Genomic DNA, 21976 nt, shown 5'->3' with positions numbered 1-21976 from the left:
ATGCGGATGTTAAATCATAAGCGGATAAAAGAAAACATGTCGCTTCGCTTTTGGAAAGATCGAGTATATAAATGGATTTTTTCTATCGCAATGCTGTTTTCCGTTATGATTTTGATTGTATTGCTATATCAAATTTTGGAAAAAGGTATCGATTATCTTTCAGTCGATTTTTTGATACATTTCGCTTCGCGTCATCCAGATCAAACGGGAATTGCTGCCGCATTATCAGGAACGATATTGTTTATGAGTATTGTTGCGCCAGTCTCATTTATTTTAGGAGTTAGTACAGCGCTATATTTAGAACATTATGCAAAACAATCTATTTTTACAAGAATGATAGCATTAAATATTCAAACATTAGCGGGTGTTCCATCCGTTGTATTTGGATTGTTAGGTTTAACAATTTTTGTTTATGCTTTTCAGCTAGGAGAAAGCATAGTAGCTGCGGCGCTTACAATGAGTCTTCTTTCATTGCCGACAGTTGTTGTGTCTAGTCAAGAAGCAATTCGTATGGTGCCGAATGGTTTATTGGAGGCTTCGTATGGAGTAGGAGCAACGAAATGGCAAACAATGTATCAAGTTGTATTACCAGCTGCTCTCCCAGGAATTTTAACAGGATGTATTTTAGCTTTGTCTAGAGCAATTGGAGAAGCAGCGCCGTTATTAGTAATTGGAGCTCTTGCTTTTGCAAATTATATTCCATTTGGAATATTTGATAGATTTACAGTTTTACCAATTCAAATTTTTAATTGGATGAGTAGGCCACAAGAAGAGTTTCAATATGTAGCAGCAGCGGGGATGATCGTTTTACTAGGATTGTTGCTGATTATGAATGCGTTTGTTTTATGGCTGCGAAATCGTAAATAAAGTAGGAAGTGGATGAAAGGGGAATTCAAAATGGTAGCAACAGTAGTAAATGTACAGGTGAAAAAAGAGGAGAAAGTGGAAACAGCCCCAAAAAAAATTGTGTTCGATACGAAAAATTTAAATTTATGGTATGGAGAGGATCATGCTTTAAAAGATGTGAATTTAAGCATTCATGAGAATGAAGTAACTGCAATTATTGGGCCTAGTGGTTGTGGGAAATCCACATACTTAAAAACATTGAACCGTATGGTTGAACTAGTCCCAATCGTTCGAACAACAGGCGTGATTGAATATCGAGAGCGTAATATTTTTGATAAATCATATCCTGTAGAAGAGTTACGTACACATGTTGGAATGGTGTTCCAAAAACCAAATCCATTTTCAAAATCCATCTATGAAAATGTAGCATACGGCCCGAAAATTCATGGTATTCGCGATAAAAAAACGCTTGATGCTATTGTAGAAAAAAGTTTACGTGGTGCAGCAATTTGGGATGAATTAAAAGATCGATTACATGACAATGCATATGGTTTATCTGGTGGTCAACAACAGCGTTTATGTATTGCTCGCTGTTTAGCGATTGAGCCGGATGTTATTTTAATGGATGAACCAACATCTGCTTTAGATCCAATTTCTACATTGAAAGTAGAAGAGTTAATTCAAGAGTTAAAGAAAGATTTTAGTATTGTAATTGTGACACATAATATGCAACAAGCAGCACGTATCTCGGATAAAACGGCATTTTTCTTAAGTGGTGAAGTCGTAGAGTATACGGATACGAATAAATTGTTTACAACACCTTCAGATAAGCGAACAGAAGATTATATTACAGGACGCTTTGGATAATAAGAGTAAAAAGCCCCTCTTACAATGGGGCTTTTGTTGTGTCAAGTCGATCTGTAAGATGAAAGATTTGTCTTATGTAAAGTGAAATTTTAGTAAGTGGAGAGCTTTCGTAGACAGCTCCCCTCAAAATTTTTTGCTTTCATCAAATTTTGAGGGGAGAGTCTTATTACTTGCAAATAGTGGGATAAATAGAGGGGGAAGAATGATGGTACGCGAGCAATTTCATTATGATTTAAAAACATTGCAGCAAAAAGTAATGAAACTAGGAGAATTAGCAGGAGGTGCTCTTTTGCTTTCTATGGAAAGTCTTCAAAAGAGAGACGTAGAAAAGGCGCTAGAAGTGATTGATGGTGATTACCGAATGGATCATTTAGAAGAGGAAATTAACGATTTTGCGCTTATGTTAATTACAAAGCAACAGCCTGTAGCAAGTGACTTGCGAAAAATTTTTATTTCAATTAAAGCGGCAACAGATTTAGAGCGTATAGCAGATCATGCGGTAAATATTGCGAAAGCAACGATTCGCCTTGGGGAAAAAGAGGTATCTGTTCAGTTACATAATATAGAAGAAATGTTTTCAATTGCTCATGAGATGTTACGTCTTTCTTTGGAGGCTTACCAAAAGGGAAATTTAACGTGTGCGAAACAAATAGCTGAAATGGATGATTCCGTTGATGAAATATACGGAAAAGCAATTCGAGAATTTATATCTACGATTCCAGAACAACCAGAAGCAATTACACAAATTACACAATTGTCTTTTATCGCTAGATATATTGAGCGTATAGCAGATCATATTACAAATATCGCAGAAAATGTTTTCTATTTGGTGAAAGGTAAACATCATTTATTAAATGAGTAGAAACCAATGAGGGCAGATGATAAGAGTCATCTGCTTTTTTAGTCAAAACATGACAAAAAAAGCTCGTTGCCTCGTTTAAATTATGATGATAAGATGTATCGTAATAAATATGGAAAAATAAAGAAAGTAACGATTGCACAACGAAAAGTAAGCGTTTTCTAAAACAGGGTTTAGAAATTGGAAAGATTAACTGATATAGAAGTTACATACATATGGTAAATAAAGATGTTTTCATATTACAAAAGTGGAGGATGAATGTGCATGAAGGGGGTTATTTTAGCTGGTGGAAAAGGAAGGCGCCTAAGACCGTTAACATGTAATGTTCCAAAACCGATGTTACCATTATTAGAGAAACCAGTTTTAGCATATAACATTGAATTGTTACGGCAGCATGGTATTCGGGAAATCGCAATTACTGTTCAATATTTGAGCAGTACGATTAGAGAGTACTTTGGGGATGGAAGTAAATGGGGCGTCAAATTACATTATTTTGAGGATTCTCCCCCCCTTGGTACAGCAGGAAGTATGAAACAGGCTGAAGCATTTTTAGATGAACCGTTTGTAGTAATTAGTGGTGATGCATTAACAGATTTTCCATTAACAGAAGGAATTGCATTTCACCAACAGAAGAAGAGAATGTTAACGATGTTTGTAAAAGAAGTAGAAAATCCACTATCTTTTGGGTTAGTTGTGATGAATAAAGAACAAGAAATTATACGTTATATGGAGAAGCCGAGTTGGAATGAAGTCATTTCAAACGTTGTAAACACAGGGATTTATATTATGGATCCTAGTATTTTTTCTTATATATCTCCTCAAACATATGCTGATTTTAGTCGCCATATCTTTCCGTTACTGGAGAATACAAATGCGTTATTTGGATACAAAGCAGAAGGGTACTGGATGGATATTGGAACGTTTGAGCAGTATCGGCAAGCTCAATTTGATTTATTGACGAAAAAAGTGAATGTAACGATTCCTTATACAGAAGTATTACCGATGGTTTGGATGGGAGAAGGAGTAACGATTGAAAAAGGTACAAAGATTCACGGCCCATCTTTCATCGGTGACGGGGTAACAATCGGGGCGGGAGCGATCATTGAACCGTATTCTATTATTGGGAAACATAGTACTGTATCAAGCTACACACATCTTCAAAAAAGTATTATTTTCGCCAATACGTATATTGGGAAACATTGTGAATTATTAGAGACGACAGTTGGTGAAAAAACGAGACTCGAAGACGATGTCACGCTATATCAGAAAAGTGTTGTAGCGGATTGTTGTCAGATAGGGAAAAGTACTGTAATTAAGCAAGGTGGGAAGTTATGGCCTCATAAAATAATTGATAATCATTCTATTATTGCATCTGGCGGCGTTACAAAAGAAGAACATGCATCAAGATGGTTGCAAAAAAGTCAAATTGTAGGTAGAGGAAATATTGAAATCACACCGCAAATCATTGTAAAAATAGCAATGGCTTACGGTTCGTTGTTTCAAAAGGGTGAGACTATATTAATAGGAAGCGATAAGAATGCAGAAGTACAAGTTTTTAAAAATTTATTTCTGCATGCGCTTCATAGCGTAGGAATTCATACGGTGGAATGTCAAGAAATGAATGAATCCCCTTTTCAATATACGATTCGGAAATTAGAATGCATAGGTGGTGCGTTCATTTGTTTTACGAAAGATCAAGATATAATGATGCGATTCTATGGGAAAGAAGGAAGGCAGTTACCTTATAAGCAGCAGAAGGAAATAGAACATTTATATATGGCCGAAAACTTTCGCTATGTATCTGAAAAAGAGATAGGAGAAAATCAAATAATACAAATTTGTTTAGAGGATTATGTAACGGCTGTTTTAGAATATATAGATGTTGAGAACATACAAGCGCAACAGTTCCACCTTCTTATTAATAAAGTGGATCGTTTGTTACAACCGTTACTTCTTTCTTTTTTTCAAAGGCTTGGTTGTTCCATTACATGGGTGTATGCGCAGGAGCGGAAAGAACATGTGAAATCTTTAATGAAGTCCAGTCATTCTAATATGGCCTTTATATGCTGTGAAGAAGGAAATGCATTCGAATTATATGATGGGCATGGTAGGGTGTATCAGAGTGAGAACGTTAGCGAAATCGATATGTCAGACTTATTATTGAAAACAGTAGAGGATATGTATCCAATATCGTTAAAGCTCGGAAATTGTTATCTTCTCTTTTATATACACATGGAAAAAGAATTACGACAAGTGTGGCAAAGGGATATGTTATATCGGATTGGGAAGTTACTTGAGTTAATTGCAAAACAAGGAAGTACATTATCCATTATGGTAGAACAGACAGCACCGCTTTATTTGTTATGTGATGAGGTTGTTTGTTCGTGGAATGAAAAAGGAAAAATAATGGGGATGTTACTGCAAGATATGGGAGACAGGGAAATAGAAATATTAGAAGGAATTCAGTTTAAATATGCAGAGAAAGAATGGTCGTACATTGTTTCTGATGTGAAACAACCGAAATTTCTTGTATATTCACATGCGAAAAACCCACTAGTAGCAAGAGAAAATATGAAAAATCTTATAGAAAAAATTAGACAATATCAAAAGGTGTAGAATTTTTGTTTTAAAAGTGGTATTATGGTATAGTCTGATTTAAGTTATTAGTGACTGGAGGGAAATAAGAATGCGTGTGAATATTACTCTAGCATGTACAGAATGCGGAGATCGTAACTATATCTCAAAGAAAAATAAACGTAACAACGCGGAGCGCCTTGAGCTTAAAAAGTATTGCAAGCGTGACAAGAAGTCTACGTTACACCGTGAAACAAAGTAAACAGTAGGAATATTTCCTACTGTTTCTTTTTATTTTGTGCCAGTATTTCGCTGTGCAGTATGTATGTAAAATGATAAACTTAATGTATTGTTTAAGATTAGATGCTACTGCAAGGGGGAAATAGTCATGAACGAGGAGAAGATACAGCTACGTAAACGAATGTTAGAACACATGTATTCGATGACACAAGAGCAGCGTAAGGCTTTATCAGAACAAATTGCAGATTCTTTATATGAACAAAGAGAGTGGAAAGAGGCGGAAACAATTGGCATTACTCTTTCTATGGACCATGAAGTGAATACATATGTTATTATAGAAAAAGCATGGCAAGAAGGAAAAAAAGTAGTAGTACCAAAATGTAATCGAAAGACAAGAACAATGACTTTTCGTGAAATCATGAACTGGGATCAATTAGAAACGGTATATATGAATTTACGAGAGCCTATTCCTACTGTAACGAAAGAAGTAAAGGCGAATGAGATAGATCTTCTCTTTGTCCCTGGAATTGCTTATACGAGACGAGGAGAACGTATTGGATATGGTGGTGGCTATTATGATCGTTACCTTGCTACGTATGAGGGGGCAAGAGTGTCTTTAGCTTTTGACTTTCAAATTGTAGATGATATTCCGATAGAGCCATTTGATCAAAACGTCAAAAAAATTATTACAGAAAAAGAAACAATTGTGTAAAAGACACTGATATAGATGAAGAAGAATTGACGAGGCTTTTTCTCGTTGATTATAATGAAATATGTGAACGTTTTCTTATTATATTTGTATAATAAGTAGACATAGAGGGTGATAAAATGATATCCATTTATGATATTCAACAATTACTAAAAAAATTTGGAACGATTATTTATACAGGTGATCGGGTGGCTGATTTACAATTAATGCAGGAAGAGCTACATGAATTGAATCAATCACAGCTGATTGAACGAAAAGATTATCAAACAGCTTTATTTTTAATAAAGCAAGAAATTCAAAAAGAGATGAGCAAGAAATAGAAAAAGGTAGGTTAGCAAAAATGGAAGAGAAATGGTTAGTTGGTGTTGACCTTGGTGGGACGACAATTAAATTAGCATTTATTAATGTGTACGGTGAAATTTTATACAAGTGGGAAATCCCAACAAATACTAGTGAACAAGGAAAACATATTACACTAGATGTAGCCAAAGCAATCGATAAAAAATTAGAAGAATTAGGTGAATTAAAGAGTAAACTAATTGGTATTGGTATGGGTGCTCCTGGTCCTGTCCATGTAGCTTCAGGTATGATTTATGAAGCGGTTAACTTAGGGTGGAAAAACTATCCATTAAAAGATTTATTGGAAGTTGAAACAGGCTTACCTGTTGTTATTGATAACGATGCCAACTTAGCAGCATTTGGGGAAATGTGGAAGGGTGCTGGAGAAGGTGCGAAAGATCTTGTTTGTATGACGCTTGGAACTGGTGTTGGTGGTGGTGTTATTACCAATGGTGAAATCGTTCATGGTGCAAGCGGTGCAGCTGGTGAAATTGGCCATATTACAGTCGTTACAGAAAATGCATTTCCTTGTAATTGCGGGAAATCTGGTTGCTTAGAGACAGTGGCATCCGCAACAGGAATTGTTCGTGTTGCAATGAAAAAAATGCAAGAAACAGAGAAGGAAAGTATACTGCGTTCGATGTTGGCTGAAGAAGGCCGTATTACATCAAAAGATGTATTTGAAGCATTAGGACAAGGTGATGAATTAGCAGCTGAAGTAGTAGAAAAAATCGCTTCTTATTTAGGATTAGCTGTAGCAAACCTTGCAAGTACGTTAAACCCTGAAAAAATTGTAATTGGTGGTGGCGTCTCTAAAGCAGGTGATGCGTTATTAAAACCGACGCAACGTTATTTTGAACAATACGCATTCTCACGTGCTAGAAAGAGCACAAAGCTAGCAATTGCAACGCTTGGTAATGATGCGGGTGTAATCGGAGGAGCTTGGCTTGTAAAAAAGCACCAATACGAAGCGAAGATGATATAATTTGTGAAGAATAAAAAAACGAAAGGGCTGCCCCTTTCGTTTTTTGTATGCAAAATCATGTTGAATAAGAACATAACAATGAATTATGATGCTGGTGGATACCCATTATTTAGAACGGTCATAACTGTAAACCACCCAAAAACGAGTACGGTTGCAATGGAAAAGCCGCCTGCTAGTAAGTTTTTTTCACGTAATGTTCTCAGGGTGGCGAATACAGCTAACAGAGTGACTAGTGCAAAAATGATAACAAGACCCATATATAATCCCCCTCTGCTCTCACATTCTTAGTTTTTAGAATATTTATTCTTTTTTATTGTACATGTTTTAGAAATGATTGTCGAGATAGCAGTGCTTCGTTTCGTCAGAGAAAGAAATGTTGTATCATAAAAGGTAAGTCCAACAACTGGAGGAGATGAAAAGATGAAATGGATACAAATGCCGTTAGGCCCTTTACAAACAAACGCGTACATTTTAAGTAACGATCAAAAAGAATGTGTAATTTTTGATCCAGGTAGCGAAGGGGAAAAGCTTGTAACTTATTTACAGCAAGAAGGGTTAAAGCCGCTTGCGATTCTATTAACACATGCACATTTTGATCATATCGGTGCAGTTGATGCGGTAAGAGAAGCTTTTCATATTCCCGTATATGTACATAAGGAAGAAGCAGATTGGCTTGGTGATCCGGCTGTTAATGGTTCACAAATTTTTATGATGAACCGAAGTATTACAGCAAAACCAGCGGATCATATGATTGATGGAGAAGGAACATTAACAATTGGTTCATTTACATTTGAAATGTTTGAAACACCGGGGCATTCTCCGGGGAGTATTTCCTACTATTGTAAAGAAGTGAACGCTGTATTTTCCGGAGATGTATTATTCCAAATGAGCATCGGCCGGACAGATTTACCAGGGGGAAGTCTTACAGAGTTAATGGGAAGTATTGAAGAGAAATTATTTATGCTATCAGATGATACGACTGTATTGTGTGGACATGGTCCAGAAACGAATATTGGGTTTGAAAAAGAAAATAATCCATTTTTACAATAAGGTGCAGTATGGGGATAGAGTTCATTTTAAGGGGATATATGGAAAAAGAAAGGGATTATTCGATTTCATATCGCACGTATATGGAAGTTGCATTATATAATCAAGAACATGGATATTATATGAAAAGCCGTCATAAAATCGGAAGAAACGGTGATTTCTTCACAACTAGTAATGTCTCTTCTGCAGTTGCAAAGACATTTGCTCGATTTTTTATAAGGCTTGTTCAAAGGGGAGAAATCGAGCCTAATCTTTGTGAAATTGGGGCTGGAACAGGGAGATTTGCTTATGATGTTTTACAAGAATGGCATCGTCTATCTCCTGAAACTTTCGCTGATTTACACTATTCTATTATTGAGTTAAGCCCTTTTCATCGAAAGCTACAAAAACAGCAACTGAACTCATTTTCTAATCTTTCTCAGCACCAGTCTTATAAAGAATTAGGTGACTCTGTTACAGGAATTGTTTTTTCAAACGAATTATTTGATGCTTTCCCTGTTGAAGTAATTGAGAAGCGCAAGGGAAAGCTATATGAAGTGCGAGTTTCATATACAGATGAAGGAAAACTTACAGAGGTATTCAGACCGATAGAAAATGAGACAGTTCACTATTTAAGAAGACATCATATAAGACTTTCAGAAGGACAACGATTTGAAGTTCCGATTGTAGCAGAATCCTATATAGAAGAGATTGCCGCATGGCTAGAAGAAGGATTATTAATTACAGTCGATTATGGCTATACAAAAGAAGAGTGGATGCATCCAGCTCATCGTGAAGGAAGTTTAAGAGGGTATTATCGTCATCAATTGATTCGAAGCCCGCTCGCTTATCCGGGTGAAATGGATATTACAGCCCATGTACATTGGGATGAAATAAAGAAGGCTGGGAAAACGGCAGGACTTGATACAATATGGCATACAAAGCAGAGTACTTTTTTATTAGCGGCAGGCATACTTGAACAGCTTATGAATCATCAAGATCGAAATCCTTTTTCTGAAAATCAAAAAATAAATCGATCCATTCGTTCCATGATTTTAGGTGGAGGAATAGGTGATGCTTTTGATATTTTAATACAGAAGAAAGGATTGCCGTTTTTGGATGTAAATCGTTATTTATATGTATAGAAAAAAACAAGACGCAGAAACTTTCTGCGTCTTGTTTTTTAATACGACTTTTCATATGTAGCCTAATATATTTTCTCTCATGATATATATTTATATTAAAGATATGAGATAAAAAATATAGAATACGCCATTCTTTTCTCTGTTTAATGGCTCAATAGTCCCTAACCTAGTAATACGCGGACGAGTTGAATGATGATTTCATTCTCTACTTTGTAATAAATCTCCAATCCTTTTCTTTCACTAGAGACAATTTTAGCACTTTTTAACTTTGCTAAATGCTGTGAAATTGTGGATTGTGGCATGTTTAAGCCTGTGTACATTGTAGAAACATTACTTGGGCCTCTTTCAATTAAGCCCTTTACAATACATAAACGAACAGGATGAGCAAGCACTTTCAATAATTCTGCATTACTCTCATAAAGTTCTAATTCTTTTTGAAAGGTTTCTAACATGTTCTTCTCCACCTCCGTGTAAGCTGTTATATCATAATATTCATACCAAAAAACTAAAGCAAAGGAAACAGTTGTTGCAGAAAAAATGTTTTAAAGTAAAGAAATTGTAAGAAAAGAGACTATGATGTAAATAAATGAAATAAATTTGTGTGTTTTTGCCAAAAGATAGTTTCACTTTGAAATTTGGAAAAGATATACTTATAACACAATTTTATCATGAATTTTTTGTTCTTTCAAATTGATATACGGAATTTTTAAAATAATACGAAAAAAGGATTTTATACTTTTGTATAGAATGTTTATTATGTTAATCAGAAAATATGCCTTAAAAAACAAAAAACGAAATTTAAATTTTTAGTTGAATAGAGTGGTAATCGAATGGTTTTGTTCCAGTTTAAGGATTATATTGAAAAACCCCACCTATCTCTATATGAGTTTGAGGTGGGGATTTTTGTTAAGAGGATAAAAACAGCTTTTATATATTTACAGGTTCTTCTACATAGGAAAGGGCGTTTTCAAAATCAGTAATTAAATCGTCTACATTTTCTAATCCAACCGATAAGCGAAGTAAAGAATTAGAAATTCCTCTTTCATTGCGAGCTTCTTGCGATAATGCTGCATGGGACATTTTAGCAGGATACGATAGGATGGATTCAACAGCCCCTAAGCTTACAGCAAATACAGGTAGTTTTATTTTAGATAAAAATTGGCGCAATGCGTCTTCTGATTGTAATGAAAAGGATAAAACAGCTCCGCCAGATTTTGCTTGTGAACGTTGTATTTCATAACCGGAGTGAGATTCTAATCCCGGGTAATAGACATGTTGTATTTTGCTATGATTTTGGAAATAATGGGCGATTTTACTTGCGTTTATTGCTGAATGTTCAAGGCGTACATGCAATGTTTTCAGTCCGCGAAGTACAAGAGAGCAATCTTGAGGACTTAATATAGCCCCAAAAGCGTTTTGTAAAAAGCTAAGTTTTTGGGCGAGATTATTATCTTTTACAACAGCTAATCCAGCTGTTACATCACTATGCCCTGCGATAAATTTTGTTGCACTATGCAATACAACATCAGCTCCAAGATCCAGCGGTTTTTGAAATAGTGGTGTTAAAAATGTATTATCTATGAAAGTAAGTGCCCCAACAGATTTCGCTAACTTACAAACAGCGCGAATATCTGTTACTTTTAATAACGGATTAGATGGCGTTTCAATATAAAAAACTTTTGTATTTGCTTGTATATTTCGCTTTACGTCATCTACATTTGTCATATCGACAAATGTATGGGATATCCCATAACGTGATAGAACTTCTGTTACAATTCGGTAAGTGCCACCATATACATCTTCTGAGATGAGAACATGGTCTCCTTGTGAGAGAAGAAGAAAGGCAGTAGAAATGGCTGCAATGCCAGATGCAAAAGCAAATCCTTTTGTTCCCCCTTCAAGAAGAGCAATTATATCTTCAAGCGCTTCACGTGTAGGATTACCTGAGCGACTATAGTCGTATTTTCCAAAGGAATCTACATCAAACTGATGAAAAGTTGATGTATTGTAAATCGGAACGTTAACAGCACCGGTTTGTGCGTCATGTTTATACTTGTTATGCAGTAACAGTGTGTCTAAAGAGTAACTCATATTTTTACACCTTCTTTTGCATATTGAATTGCTTGCTGTAAGTCCTGAATTAAGTCGTCGCTATGTTCAATGCCAACGGAAAAACGAAGTAGACGATTGCATACACCTCGTGCAATTCGTATATCTGCTGGAATATCAGCATGTGTTTGTGTAGCTGGATATGTCATTAAACTTTCAACGCCACCTAAGCTTTCAGCAAATGTAATAATAGATAAAGATTGTAAGAAGGGATTTATCCATTTCTCATCGCGAAGACGAAAGGAAATCATGCCCCCTCTACCTGGATAAAATACGTCTGTTACACCGTCTTCTTCTTTTAAATAGGTCACAATTTTATTTGCATTTTCTTCATGTTGCTTCATCCGAAGTGCTAAAGTTTTCATTCCTCGTATTAATAACCATGAATCAAAAGGGCTAAGTACAGCGCCAGAAGCGTTATGGTAATGGGCAAGCTCCGCACAAAGTACATTTCCTTTTGCAACAACAAGACCGCTTAATACGTCGTTATGTCCGCCTAAATATTTTGTTGCGCTATGTAGAACGATATCAGCTCCATCAGTTAAAGGTTGCTGTATATACGGTGTATAGAAAGTATTGTCTACAATGAGCAGTAAATCATGACGCTTTGCAACAGTTGCAACAGCTTGAATATCAGTTACTTGCATTAAAGGATTGGTAGGTGTTTCGATGAAAATTGCTTTTGTTTTAGAAGTAATTGCGTGTTCAATTTGCTCAATCGATTGTGTATCTACGTATCTACATCGAATATTCCACTTTTTCTCATGTTCAGAAAATAAACGATACGTTCCTCCGTATAAGTCTTCAGATACAATAAGTTCATCATCGGAGCGAAATAGAGAAAGAACAAGCAGAACAGCCGCCATTCCAGAACTACAGGCATAGCCTTGATCGCCTTTTTCTAAATCAGCAATTGCGCGTTCTACAAGACCGCGTGTAGGGTTGCCAGTTCGAGAATAATCAAAGCCAGTTGATTTTCCGATTCCTTCATGGCGATAGGCTGTTGAAAAGTAAACGGGGGGATTTACCGTACCTGTACCCGCTTCACTGCGGTTTCCAATTTGAGCTAATGTTGTTTCGATTGTTGACATATCAACATTCCTCCTTTGTGAGATGAAAACTTAAGTCTATGGTAATAGGAAAATAAAAAAAGCCTTCAAAGAAGAAGGCTTTCATTCAAATAGAGTCTTCTTCTTATCTCTCAAATTACTCAATAATTTGCTGGAATTAGCACCTTATTAACAAATTTGTTAATGGTTGCTGAGGTGTCGTAGGGCCAGTCCCTCTACCTCTCTAGATAAGAATACTTTGTATGAAATTTTATTATGTGTTTAACTTTACAACAAAAGGTAAAAGAATTGCAACTTTATTTTGAATATTTTTTAATTTTTATTGACTTTCCTTTTTTTGCATGCTAATTTTATTAGAAAATCAGCAAATGTTATTAAAAGGAGAACGGATTTCCTTTTAATAACATAAATAAATAGTAAGGACAAACTCTTATTAAGAGCGGTGGAGGGAAAGGCCCTGTGAAACCCGGCAACCTTCAAACAATACGTTTGAAACGGTGCTAATACCTGCAAAACAAGTCGTTTTGCGTGATAAGAGGTGGATTGATGATGTCCCCCTCTTCAAGGTGAAGAGGGGGACTTTTTATATTGATAGAAAAGAGGGAGATAAGTGAAATTACTAGATTTGTTATCAAAAGGGATTGTAATTGGTGATGGAGCAATTGGTACATTACTGCATTCACACGGACTACAAAGTAGTTTTGAAGAGTTAAATATATCAGATCCAGATTTAATTGTATCGATTCATAAACAATACGTAGTTGCTGGAGCTGATGTGATCCAAACAAATACATATGGTGCAAATGAGGCAAAATTGCGTACATATGGCTTAGAAAATCAAGTTGTACAAATTAATAGAGCAGCAGTAAAGCTCGCGAAAGCAGCAGTTAAGGAGCAAAATGCGATTTTAGGAACGATTGGTGGAATGAAACATATTGGTGCTGTTACGACAACGAATATAGAGCGAGAATTTATGCTACTTGAACAGGCTGGAGCGTTAATAGAAGAAGAGGTAGATGGGCTACTGCTTGAAACATTTTATGATGAATTTGAGCTCATACATGCTATCAAAGTCCTAAGGAAACAAACAGATATTCCGATTGTTGCACAATTAGCACTTCATGAGGCTGGTACGACCCAAAATGGAAATGATGTGAATGAGATATTAGCACAACTCATACATGATGGTGCAAATGTGGTCGGCCTAAATTGTCAATTGGGACCGCTTCCTATGACGGAAGCTTTAAAAATGATCTCGATTCCGAAAGACGGTTATTTATCTGCTTATCCAAATGCTGGACTTCCAAATTATATAGAAGGACGCTATATATACGAAGGAAGTCCGGCTTACTTTGAGACGATGACACCAAAGTTTATTGAACAAGGGGTTCGTTTATTAGGAGGTTGTTGTGGTACAACACCGGCACATATTGAAAGAATGAAACGTGCAATTGCCAAACAAGTACCTGTTATAGAGAAGATGGTTGTTTCAAGGCCACAAGCCATTCATGTACATTCGGAGCGCTCCCGATCGCATAGTACTCTTGCCGAGAAAGCGAAAAAACAAACGACAGTTGTCGTTGAACTAGATCCACCTAAAACATTGGATACACAGCGTTTTTTTGAAGGAGCGAAAGCATTAAAGCGAGCAGGTGCTGATGCGATTACATTGGCTGATAATTCGTTAGCTTCACCGCGCATTTCAAATATGGCGATGGGAGCGTTATTAACGAAGCACGATATACCAGTACTTACTCATTTAACGTGCCGAGATCACAATGTAATTGGATTACAATCGCATCTACTTGGATTATCAGCGCTAGGAATGGAAGAAGTACTCGCTTTAACAGGTGATCCAGCTCGGGTTGGTGATTTTCCAGGGGCTACTTCTGTATATGATGTATCGTCTATTGAGCTTATTAAGATGATTCAGGAGATGAATGATGGTCGATCCATTTTAGGGAAATCGATTGGTCCGGCAACAAGGTTTTCTGTCGGAGGGGCATTTAATCCACATGTAAGACATTTAAAAGCTGCAGTAAAGCGGATGGAAAGAAAAATTGCAGCGGGTGCTGAATATTTCTTAACGCAGCCCATTTATGATAAGGCGTTGATTTATGAAGTATACGAAGAAACGAAACATTTAGAACAACCTATTTTTATTGGAGTTATGCCTCTAGTAAGCAAACGGAATGCAGATTTTCTTCATTTTGAAGTACCGGGGATTACGCTTCCAGATCAAGTGCGAGAAAGAATGGGAGAACATGAAATAGAAGCGGATGCGATTGAAGAAGGGATCGGTATTGCACAGGAGTTAATTGATGAAGCATTGAAATATTTTCATGGCATTTACCTTATTACGCCATTTTTAAAATATGAGATTACAGAACATCTTGTGAAATATGTAAAGGAAAAACAAGAAGTGAGAGAGGAAGTAAGAAATGAGACGAATTGAAGAAAGGTTGCAGCAAGAAATCTTAATATTAGATGGTGCAATGGGAACGATGATTCAACAAGCCGATTTAATAGCTGATGATTTCGGTGGTGAAGAATACGAAGGATGTAATGAATATTTAGTAAAGACAAGACCAAATCTTATTTTGAATATCCATAAGGCCTATATTGATGCCGGTGCGGATATCATTGAGACCAATACATTCGGTGCGACGAATATCGTGTTAAGTGATTATAAATTGTCTCATTTAGATGAAGAGTTAAACGAAAGAGCGGCACTTTTAGCAAGGCAAGCTGTGAAAGAAAGTCAGAAAGAAGTATATGTAGCTGGTGCAATGGGACCAACAACGAAGGCGATTAGTGTCACCGGGGGTGTAACTTTTGACGAGTTAATGGAAGCTTATACAAGGCAAGCAAGAGGATTGCTACGCGGAGGGGTCGATCTATTGCTTGTTGAGACAAGTCAAGATATGCGCAATGTAAAAGCAGCCTATTTAGGAATTCAAAATGCATTTGAACAGTTACATCAAACAGTGCCTCTTATGATTTCTGGGACGATTGAGCCGATGGGAACAACTTTAGCAGGACAAACAATTGAGGCGTTTTATTTATCGGTGGAACATATGAAGCCATTATCAGTTGGACTAAATTGTGCAACTGGACCAGAATTTATGCGCGAACATATTCGGTCTCTTTCTGAGTTGTCAGAATGTTATATTTCTTGTTATCCTAATGCAGGTCTTCCTGATGAAGATGGTCATTATCATGAGTCGCCTGCTTCACTTGCTGAAAAGGTGAAAAGTTTTGCTGAAGAAGGATGGATTAATATTATTGGAGGTTGTTGTGGCACAACACCAGAACATATAAGAGCAATAAAGGAGACGTTATTATCTTGTAAGCCTCGTCAGTACAATGAGCGAGTAGGACATGGAATTAGTGGACTAGAGGCATTGCAATATGATGATTCGATGAGACCATTATTTGTTGGAGAAAGAACGAATGTAATTGGCTCAAGAAAGTTTAAACGATTAGTAGCGGAAGGGAATTTTGAAGAGGCAGCAGAAATTGCACGAGCGCAAGTGAAGAAAAACGCACATATTATCGATATTTGTATGGCAGATCCCGATCGTGATGAAGTTGAAGATATGGAAAACTTCTTAGCGGAAGTTACGAAAGTCTTAAAAGTACCCATTATGATTGACTCTACAGATGAAAAAGTTATGGCAAAGGCTCTTACATATATACAAGGAAAAGGTGTTATTAATTCGATTAACTTAGAAAATGGAGAAGAACGATTTGAGCAGGTTACACCGCTTATTCGAAAATACGGTGCCGCCATTGTAGTCGGAACGATCGATGAAGAAGGAATGGCAGTTCGTGCAGAAAGAAAGTTAGAAATTGCAAAAAGAAGTTATGAATTATTAACGAAGAAATATGGGATACGTCCTTCCGATATTATTTTCGATGCGCTTGTTTTTCCAGTTGGAACTGGTGATGAAGAATATATTGGCTCGGCAGCCGCAACGATTGAAGGAATTCGTCTTATTAAGGAAGCATTACCAGAATGCTTAACGATTTTAGGAGTCAGTAATATATCATTTGGATTACCGCCAGCTGGGCGTGAAGTATTAAACTCCGTATTTTTATATCATGCGACAAAAGCTGGATTAGATTATGCGATTGTAAATACAGAAAAATTAGAGCGCTATGCTTCTATTCCAGAGGAAGAGAAAAAGCTCGCGGATGCGCTATTATTTGAAACAACGAAAGAAACATTAGAAGAATTTACGAACTTTTATAGAAGTGCAAAAAAGAAAGATGTGGTTGTTCAAGAAACATTAACGCTGGATGAACGACTAGCAAACTACATTGTAGAAGGGACGAAGCAAGGATTACAAGATGATGTAAGCCGCGCGCTTGCAGAAGGGAGAAAACCTCTTGATATTATTAACGGACCGCTCATGACAGGTATGGATGAAGTAGGTCGATTGTTTAATAATAATGAGCTAATCGTTGCGGAAGTATTGCAAAGTGCTGAAAGTATGAAAGCGGCAGTTGCCTATTTAGAACCACATATGGAATCTAGTGATAGCGCTAAAAAAGGGAAAGTGTTATTAGCGACTGTAAAAGGGGACGTGCATGACATTGGGAAAAACCTTGTTGATATTATTTTGTCAAATAATGGGTATGAAATTATTAATTTAGGAATCAATGTTCGTTCTGATCGTATCATTCAAGAAGTAAAGGAAAAGAAACCCGATATCATTGGGCTTTCTGGTTTGTTAGTCAAGTCAGCGCAACAAATGGTTACAACTGCAGAAGATTTAAAAGCAGCAAATATTCATATCCCGATTGTTGTAGGGGGTGCGGCATTAACAAGAAAATTTACAGATAATCGTATTTCTCCTTCTTATGATGGGCTTGTATTATATGCAAGTGATGCAATGACAGGTCTTGATATTATGAATCGGTTACAAAAAGAAGAAGAACGAGAGAAAATGAAGCAGAATAAAAAAGAGCGTCATCTTCATACTGTGAAACAAGAGGAGAAGAAAGTAGAAATTCCAGCAGTGATTGAGCCGTTGTCAAAAGCGAAAGTGATGGTACCAGATTCAACAAAGCGAATCGTTCTTCGTGATATTCCTGTTTCACATCTTTCCTCATTTTTAAATAGGCAAATGTTAATCGGGCATCACCTTGGCTTAAGAGGAAATGTAAAAAAACTACTCAAAGAAGGTGACAAACGAGCACATGAGTTAAATGATTTAATTGATGAGTTATTGCAGGAAGAACAATCTTGGTTACGTCCAAAAGCTATATATCAATTTTTCCCTGCTCAAAGTGATGGACAGACGATTATCATCTATGACCCAGAAAATCATACACGCGTATTAGAGCGTTTCTCATTCCCACGGCAAATGAAAGCGCCGTATCGTACGTTAGGGGATTATTTACGTCCTGTTGGTGAGGAGATGGATTATGTTGCCTTCTTGTCTGTTACAGTTGGAGAAGGAGTTCGCAACGTTGCGGAGGAATGGAAGAGAAAGGGAGACTATTTACGCAGTCATGCAATTCAATCGTTAGTATTAGAACTAGCCGAAGGGCTCGCTGAAAAAACACATATGTTAATTCGGGATCGCTGGGGGATTCCAGACGCTCCTGAGATGACGATGGAAGAGCGGTTCCGTACGAAATATAGAGGAATTCGTGTTTCCTTTGGTTACCCTGCATGTCCTGAACTTGCTGACCAGGAAAAGTTATTTCGCCTTATTCATCCCGAGGAAATAGGTATTTCATTAACAGAAGGATTTATGATGGAGCCAGAGGCATCTGTAACAGCTATGGTATTTTCTCATCCTGAAGCAAGGTATTTTAGTGTACTATAGTGTGAAAAGAATGGGTCTTTTGAAAGATAAGGATATGCATCGGTATGGTATGAGGAAGATTTAGCAGCAGACTCTCTTATAAAACATGTAGATAAATGATATTGTAATCATGAGGTGTATAAAAAAGAACGAAGAAACTATAATGGAAAAGAAGGAATCAAAACGAGTATAAAATTTATTTTAAAGGCATGATGAAAAGTCATGCTTTTTTATAGCGTGAAAGATTCGAAGAAAAACTATATTTATGTTAAAATAACAGAGATTTATAGGAAAATGCTCGTTCTTTAAGTGTGAAAATAAGAATGGATAAGGAGTGACTATGATGGAGCTGAGTCTCTATGAAAATACTGCTCTTATTATATGTTTTGTCCTTTACGTTGGTAGTGTTATTGTTTATATTTCGAGGAAATTTTCACAAGAAAGAAATTTAGAGAAATCAGAAATAACAGCTGAGTTAGATATGTTAGCGCATGAAAATCATAAAAAACAGAAAATAAAAGAAGACCATGAGACGCCCCATCACTTAAACGTAAAATAAGTTATAAAGATGGGGATTTCTTTTGACCAGACTCAATCTATTGAAGTCTTTCGTGATAAAAAGAGTTTCCTTTCATCTTCTGTAAATAAAGAGTTAATTTAGATGAATTTCTATATCGCTTCCAGTTTTCAAAATAAAGACCTCGTTCGGTTTGTAGCGAGTAAGTTAAAAGAAATAGATTGGAAACATACATATGATTGGACGCAAAATGAAAGAGCTGTACAGAAAGAACAATTACAAAAGATTGGTCAAGCAGAAAAACAAGCGATACAAGAAGCTGATGTTTTTCTACTTTGGTTAGATGGAGGATATGGTAGTCATATTGAGCTTGGGATGGCGATTGCCTTAGAGAAAAAAAATTTACCTGTATCATAAACATAATTCTCTTCAAACGATCTTTTACCACTTACCAGAGATTCATATTTTTCAAGGCGAGATTGAGGCGTTTGTCTCTTATATTACAAGTAAGGATGAGGTATAATGCAAATTCATGATACGGTGTACGGCACTTTTGAAATAGGCGGTATATTAGAAGAACTTATCGAAACGAAAGCAATGCAAAGGTTAAAAAAAGTTCATCAAGTTGGGGCTAGTTTTTTAGTAAACACAAATTGGAATGTTACCCGCTTTGAACATTCTGTCGGTGTTATGCTTCTTGTGAAAATGTTAGGGGGAAGTGAAGCTGAACAGGTTGCAGCTTTGTTACATGATGTATCTCATACAGCCTTTTCACATGTTGTTGATCGAGTGTTACATAAAAAAGATGAGGACTATCATGAACTTATTTTTGAAACAGTTATCGAAAATTCAGATATACCTCGTATTTTACAAAAGTATGGATATGATTCTAAAGTACTTCAAAATTGGGAACAATGGAAGCTATTAGAACAGCCATTACCAGCCTTATGTGCAGATCGAATAGATTATACGCTTCGCGATTTATATACATATGGAATGATTTCAAAACAAGAAGTTTCTACTTTTTTAAAGGAGTTAATTGTTCGAGAACAACAAATTTGTTTACGGTCTATAGAAGCTGCTGAGTGGTTTACAGAAGTATATTATAAAGAAACAATTGATTTCTTTTTACATCCATTAGGTTCGTATAGTGACTATCTATTGACGAAAGCATTACAGATTGCATTAAAAAGAAAGCGAATTGATATAGAAGATTTCTTATTGGAGGATGAGCAGTTACTTGAAAAATTAAAACGATGTCAAGATGATGAGATAACAAATTTGTTACATAAATTGCGTCCAGGGGTATTATTAGAAGAGAATAGACAAGACTATGATATTTGTTACAAAGGTGGAAAGGCTCGTTTCATTGATCCACCTGTGTATGTGAATCAGTCTATATGTCATGCTTCTGCTTTATCTGATCAGGTGAGACTTTGTAATGAAAGAGCGAAAGAGAAGTTTCAGCAAAGTATATATTTAAAAATAAAGGAGTTATTAAGATGAAACTACAAGAGGGATGGAACACAAGTTTTTTAGAAGTTGTACAAAAAAGTGCATTTAAAAAGGATGCAAGTCGTAGTCAATTACTTTGTGTAGATGGAGAGGAAATAGAAGAGCTTGTTGATGACTATGGGTATGATGAAATTGTGAATCATGAACATGATGAGGAAATCGCAGACGTTTTAGGTGAACAGCTATTTGGAGAAATGGAGCGTTATGTATTTTTAACTTCACAGCCTAAAGAGAAACTGATTACATTTATAAACGGATTAGGATTTCATGTTTTAGATTGGATTGTTCTTCTGGAAACGGAGTTTGGCATTGATAGTTCGTTATTTACATCAGATATTGTAAAGGGAATGGAAAAGCGATTTAAAGAATTTCCGTACATGGAAGACAAGGCTATTTTTGATATGACAATTGGGGAAGCGATGGATGTATTAGAGTCTGTGGCAGGTCTGCCATTGAAAGAAAAGATGGAAATGGAATAAATGATGATAAAAAAAGAACGTGATAATTATCACGTTCTTTTTTTACATCATCATAACTTTTTCATTTAGTTTTTTTTGTCCTGTAAGAAGAGCGTTTAAATATTCTACTTTACGTATGCAAGATTGAATGTGTTTTTCAACTTCTTGTAACTCTGCTTGATGATGTGTTTCAATCGGGTGAATTTGCACGTTAAATTTTTCAAATTGACTACTATATGTGATTTCTGCATAGCCGTTCATAATATCAGTTTGATTATGAAATAAAAATTGTTTTGTTTCTTCGCAGTATGTTGCATCTTGAAATCCATAAGATTTTAATGCTTCGATTACTTTTGTAATAATTTTTATATCCATTTGTCTCCCTCTTTACGAAGTTCTGCTTTTTTTATTATAACATGTAAACATAACAAGAAAACGTTTTCAAATGCAGAAATCTATATTTTTACGTATAATTTACCAAAATGAAATAAAGAAAAAATAATTGTAATAAAGGAAGGACTCTTTTTTTCGTTTTATCATATATATACAGAAATAACGTAATGAAAGGAAACTTTCTAATAGATTTGCAGTAAAAGAGGTGAGAGTCTTGAACTTTGATATTGTAGGACAAAAAGCATATATAAAAGATGGACCGTATCGAAACAAAATGGGAATTGTACAGAAAGTGGAAAAACAGTCAGGTCAAACCTTCATGATTGTCATTGATAATCATGCTATTGATATAGAGTTAAAGGATATTATTTTAGTGGGGATAGATGTAGGACAATTTCATGCATGGTGCGAGAAAAATGGCTATTTGTAAAAGAACGGACGATAGGCGATGAAAAAGTGTGCCATAGTGGAAGGGACGATTCTTTTTTTTAGTGATGGATGATGT

At 36.0% G+C, this 21976-nt stretch carries 21 protein-coding genes, 1 pseudogene and 2 riboswitches; of the genes and pseudogenes, 17 read left to right on the top strand and 5 right to left on the bottom strand.

Features of this window, described 5'->3' with window-relative positions; genetic code table 11:
- The 8 genes from pstA to glcK all read left to right on the top strand — a co-directional run bounded on the left by pstA (position 1) and on the right by glcK (position 7419).
- A complete protein-coding gene (gene pstA, locus MR063_RS02655) occupies positions 1-867 on the top strand; it encodes a phosphate ABC transporter permease PstA (protein WP_242193189.1) in 867 nt (288 codons plus the stop codon).
- Between the two features lie 30 nt (positions 868-897).
- Complete coding sequence (gene pstB, locus MR063_RS02650; RefSeq protein ID WP_242193187.1) at positions 898-1713, top strand: phosphate ABC transporter ATP-binding protein; 816 nt, start codon at positions 898-900, stop codon at positions 1711-1713.
- 205 nt (positions 1714-1918) lie between these two features.
- Positions 1919-2575 (top strand): phosphate signaling complex protein PhoU, encoded by a 657-nt coding sequence (phoU, locus tag MR063_RS02645; protein ID WP_242193185.1) that lies wholly within the window; start codon positions 1919-1921, stop codon positions 2573-2575.
- A gap of 261 nt (positions 2576-2836) precedes the next feature.
- Positions 2837-5188, top strand: coding sequence for a sugar phosphate nucleotidyltransferase (locus MR063_RS02640; protein WP_242193183.1), 2352 nt, complete (start codon positions 2837-2839; stop codon positions 5186-5188).
- Positions 5189-5258: 70 nt separating this feature from the next.
- Positions 5259-5408 carry a 50S ribosomal protein L33 gene (rpmG, locus tag MR063_RS02635; protein ID WP_012095458.1) on the top strand — a complete coding sequence of 50 codons (150 nt, stop codon included), beginning with the start codon at positions 5259-5261 and terminating at the stop codon, positions 5406-5408.
- Between the two features lie 126 nt (positions 5409-5534).
- Positions 5535-6098: a 5-formyltetrahydrofolate cyclo-ligase gene (locus tag MR063_RS02630; protein WP_242193181.1), complete on the top strand. Its 564-nt coding sequence runs from the start codon at positions 5535-5537 to the stop codon at positions 6096-6098.
- Positions 6099-6214: 116 nt separating this feature from the next.
- A complete protein-coding gene (locus MR063_RS02625) occupies positions 6215-6415 on the top strand; it encodes a YqgQ family protein (protein ID WP_242145300.1) in 201 nt (66 codons plus the stop codon).
- A gap of 20 nt (positions 6416-6435) precedes the next feature.
- Positions 6436-7419 (top strand): glucokinase, encoded by a 984-nt coding sequence (gene glcK, locus MR063_RS02620; RefSeq protein ID WP_242145299.1) that lies wholly within the window; start codon positions 6436-6438, stop codon positions 7417-7419.
- Between the two features lie 83 nt (positions 7420-7502).
- On the opposite strand, the gene MR063_RS02615 is transcribed toward glcK, so the two are convergent.
- Positions 7503-7676 (bottom strand): DUF2759 domain-containing protein, encoded by a 174-nt coding sequence (locus MR063_RS02615; protein ID WP_012095454.1) that lies wholly within the window; start codon positions 7674-7676, stop codon positions 7503-7505.
- A gap of 163 nt (positions 7677-7839) precedes the next feature.
- Between MR063_RS02615 and MR063_RS02610 the strand changes: the two genes are divergently transcribed.
- Entirely contained in the window at positions 7840-8469 is a 630-nt protein-coding gene (locus tag MR063_RS02610; protein WP_242193180.1) for an MBL fold metallo-hydrolase, read from the top strand.
- A gap of 8 nt (positions 8470-8477) precedes the next feature.
- Positions 8478-9590, top strand: a complete 1113-nt coding sequence (locus MR063_RS02605) for a class I SAM-dependent methyltransferase (protein WP_242193178.1) — start codon at positions 8478-8480, stop codon at positions 9588-9590.
- Positions 9591-9751: 161 nt separating this feature from the next.
- Here the strand turns inward: MR063_RS02605 and MR063_RS02600 are convergent, their stop codons facing one another.
- The 3 genes from MR063_RS02600 to MR063_RS02590 form a co-directional block, all read right to left on the bottom strand.
- Positions 9752-10042, bottom strand: coding sequence for an ArsR/SmtB family transcription factor (locus MR063_RS02600; RefSeq protein ID WP_242145296.1), 291 nt, complete (start codon positions 10040-10042; stop codon positions 9752-9754).
- Positions 10043-10517: 475 nt separating this feature from the next.
- On the bottom strand, positions 10518-11681 hold the full coding sequence (gene metC, locus MR063_RS02595) for a cystathionine beta-lyase (protein ID WP_242193174.1): 1164 nt from the start codon (positions 11679-11681) through the stop codon (positions 10518-10520).
- Positions 11678-12790 carry a methionine biosynthesis PLP-dependent protein gene (locus tag MR063_RS02590; protein ID WP_242193172.1) on the bottom strand — a complete coding sequence of 371 codons (1113 nt, stop codon included), beginning with the start codon at positions 12788-12790 and terminating at the stop codon, positions 11678-11680. Before MR063_RS02590 ends, metC begins: the two co-directional genes overlap by 4 nt.
- A gap of 100 nt (positions 12791-12890) precedes the next feature.
- Positions 12891-13003: riboswitch (SAM riboswitch) on the bottom strand.
- Between the two features lie 193 nt (positions 13004-13196).
- Positions 13197-13307, top strand: a riboswitch (SAM riboswitch).
- A gap of 72 nt (positions 13308-13379) precedes the next feature.
- Here MR063_RS02590 and MR063_RS02585 point away from each other — a divergent pair.
- The 6 genes and pseudogenes from MR063_RS02585 (at position 13380) to MR063_RS02560 (ending at position 21099) form a co-directional block, all read left to right on the top strand.
- The gene (locus tag MR063_RS02585) at positions 13380-15224 is read left to right on the top strand and encodes a bifunctional homocysteine S-methyltransferase/methylenetetrahydrofolate reductase (RefSeq protein ID WP_242193170.1); all 1845 of its coding nucleotides are present in this window, start codon (positions 13380-13382) and stop codon (positions 15222-15224) included.
- On the top strand, positions 15211-18609 hold the full coding sequence (gene metH / locus MR063_RS02580; protein ID WP_242193167.1) for a methionine synthase: 3399 nt from the start codon (positions 15211-15213) through the stop codon (positions 18607-18609). The genes MR063_RS02585 and metH overlap by 14 nt, the downstream gene beginning before the upstream one ends.
- A gap of 319 nt (positions 18610-18928) precedes the next feature.
- Entirely contained in the window at positions 18929-19147 is a 219-nt protein-coding gene (locus tag MR063_RS02575) for a DUF3966 domain-containing protein (protein WP_242145291.1), read from the top strand.
- A gap of 102 nt (positions 19148-19249) precedes the next feature.
- Positions 19250-19628 (top strand): annotated as a pseudogene (locus tag MR063_RS02570) (nucleoside 2-deoxyribosyltransferase).
- Positions 19628-20611, top strand: a complete 984-nt coding sequence (locus MR063_RS02565) for an HD domain-containing protein (protein ID WP_242193165.1) — start codon at positions 19628-19630, stop codon at positions 20609-20611. The pseudogene MR063_RS02570 and the gene MR063_RS02565 overlap by 1 nt, the downstream one beginning before the upstream one ends.
- On the top strand, positions 20608-21099 hold the full coding sequence (locus MR063_RS02560) for a hypothetical protein (protein WP_242193163.1): 492 nt from the start codon (positions 20608-20610) through the stop codon (positions 21097-21099). The genes MR063_RS02565 and MR063_RS02560 overlap by 4 nt, the downstream gene beginning before the upstream one ends.
- Positions 21100-21141: 42 nt before the next feature.
- Here the strand turns inward: MR063_RS02560 and MR063_RS02555 are convergent, their stop codons facing one another.
- Entirely contained in the window at positions 21142-21453 is a 312-nt protein-coding gene (locus MR063_RS02555) for a hypothetical protein (RefSeq protein WP_242145287.1), read from the bottom strand.
- 232 nt (positions 21454-21685) lie between these two features.
- Between MR063_RS02555 and MR063_RS02550 the strand changes: the two genes are divergently transcribed.
- Positions 21686-21901 carry a DUF3912 family protein gene (locus tag MR063_RS02550; protein WP_242145286.1) on the top strand — a complete coding sequence of 72 codons (216 nt, stop codon included), beginning with the start codon at positions 21686-21688 and terminating at the stop codon, positions 21899-21901.
- Positions 21902-21976 lie beyond the last annotated feature (75 nt).

The organism is Bacillus cereus group sp. BfR-BA-01492, assembly GCF_022662815.1.
Lineage (GTDB): Bacteria > Bacillota > Bacilli > Bacillales > Bacillaceae_G > Bacillus_A > Bacillus_A cereus_BD.
This window is presented reverse-complemented; position numbering and strand designations above follow the sequence as displayed.

Excerpts from the sequence above, each read along its gene's own strand:
- MR063_RS02630 (WP_242193181.1), top strand. The coding sequence starts at position 5,535 with ATGAACGAGGAGAAGATACAGCTACGTAAACGAATGTTAGAACACATG.
- MR063_RS02555 (WP_242145287.1), bottom strand. The coding sequence starts at position 21,453 with ATGGATATAAAAATTATTACAAAAGTAATCGAAGCATTAAAATCTTAT.
- pstB (WP_242193187.1), top strand. The coding sequence starts at position 898 with ATGGTAGCAACAGTAGTAAATGTACAGGTGAAAAAAGAGGAGAAAGTG.
- metH (WP_242193167.1), top strand. The coding sequence starts at position 15,211 with ATGAGACGAATTGAAGAAAGGTTGCAGCAAGAAATCTTAATATTAGAT.
- metC (WP_242193174.1), bottom strand. The coding sequence starts at position 11,681 with ATGAGTTACTCTTTAGACACACTGTTACTGCATAACAAGTATAAACAT.
- phoU (WP_242193185.1), top strand. The coding sequence starts at position 1,919 with ATGGTACGCGAGCAATTTCATTATGATTTAAAAACATTGCAGCAAAAA.
- MR063_RS02560 (WP_242193163.1), top strand. The coding sequence starts at position 20,608 with ATGAAACTACAAGAGGGATGGAACACAAGTTTTTTAGAAGTTGTACAA.
- rpmG (WP_012095458.1), top strand. The coding sequence starts at position 5,259 with ATGCGTGTGAATATTACTCTAGCATGTACAGAATGCGGAGATCGTAAC.
- MR063_RS02575 (WP_242145291.1), top strand. The coding sequence starts at position 18,929 with ATGATGGAGCTGAGTCTCTATGAAAATACTGCTCTTATTATATGTTTT.
- MR063_RS02615 (WP_012095454.1), bottom strand. The coding sequence starts at position 7,676 with ATGGGTCTTGTTATCATTTTTGCACTAGTCACTCTGTTAGCTGTATTC.
- glcK (WP_242145299.1), top strand. The coding sequence starts at position 6,436 with ATGGAAGAGAAATGGTTAGTTGGTGTTGACCTTGGTGGGACGACAATT.
- MR063_RS02600 (WP_242145296.1), bottom strand. The coding sequence starts at position 10,042 with ATGTTAGAAACCTTTCAAAAAGAATTAGAACTTTATGAGAGTAATGCA.
- MR063_RS02590 (WP_242193172.1), bottom strand. The coding sequence starts at position 12,790 with ATGTCAACAATCGAAACAACATTAGCTCAAATTGGAAACCGCAGTGAA.
- MR063_RS02625 (WP_242145300.1), top strand. The coding sequence starts at position 6,215 with ATGATATCCATTTATGATATTCAACAATTACTAAAAAAATTTGGAACG.
- MR063_RS02610 (WP_242193180.1), top strand. The coding sequence starts at position 7,840 with ATGAAATGGATACAAATGCCGTTAGGCCCTTTACAAACAAACGCGTAC.
- MR063_RS02605 (WP_242193178.1), top strand. The coding sequence starts at position 8,478 with ATGGGGATAGAGTTCATTTTAAGGGGATATATGGAAAAAGAAAGGGAT.
- MR063_RS02640 (WP_242193183.1), top strand. The coding sequence starts at position 2,837 with ATGAAGGGGGTTATTTTAGCTGGTGGAAAAGGAAGGCGCCTAAGACCG.
- MR063_RS02565 (WP_242193165.1), top strand. The coding sequence starts at position 19,628 with ATGCAAATTCATGATACGGTGTACGGCACTTTTGAAATAGGCGGTATA.
- pstA (WP_242193189.1), top strand. The coding sequence starts at position 1 with ATGCGGATGTTAAATCATAAGCGGATAAAAGAAAACATGTCGCTTCGC.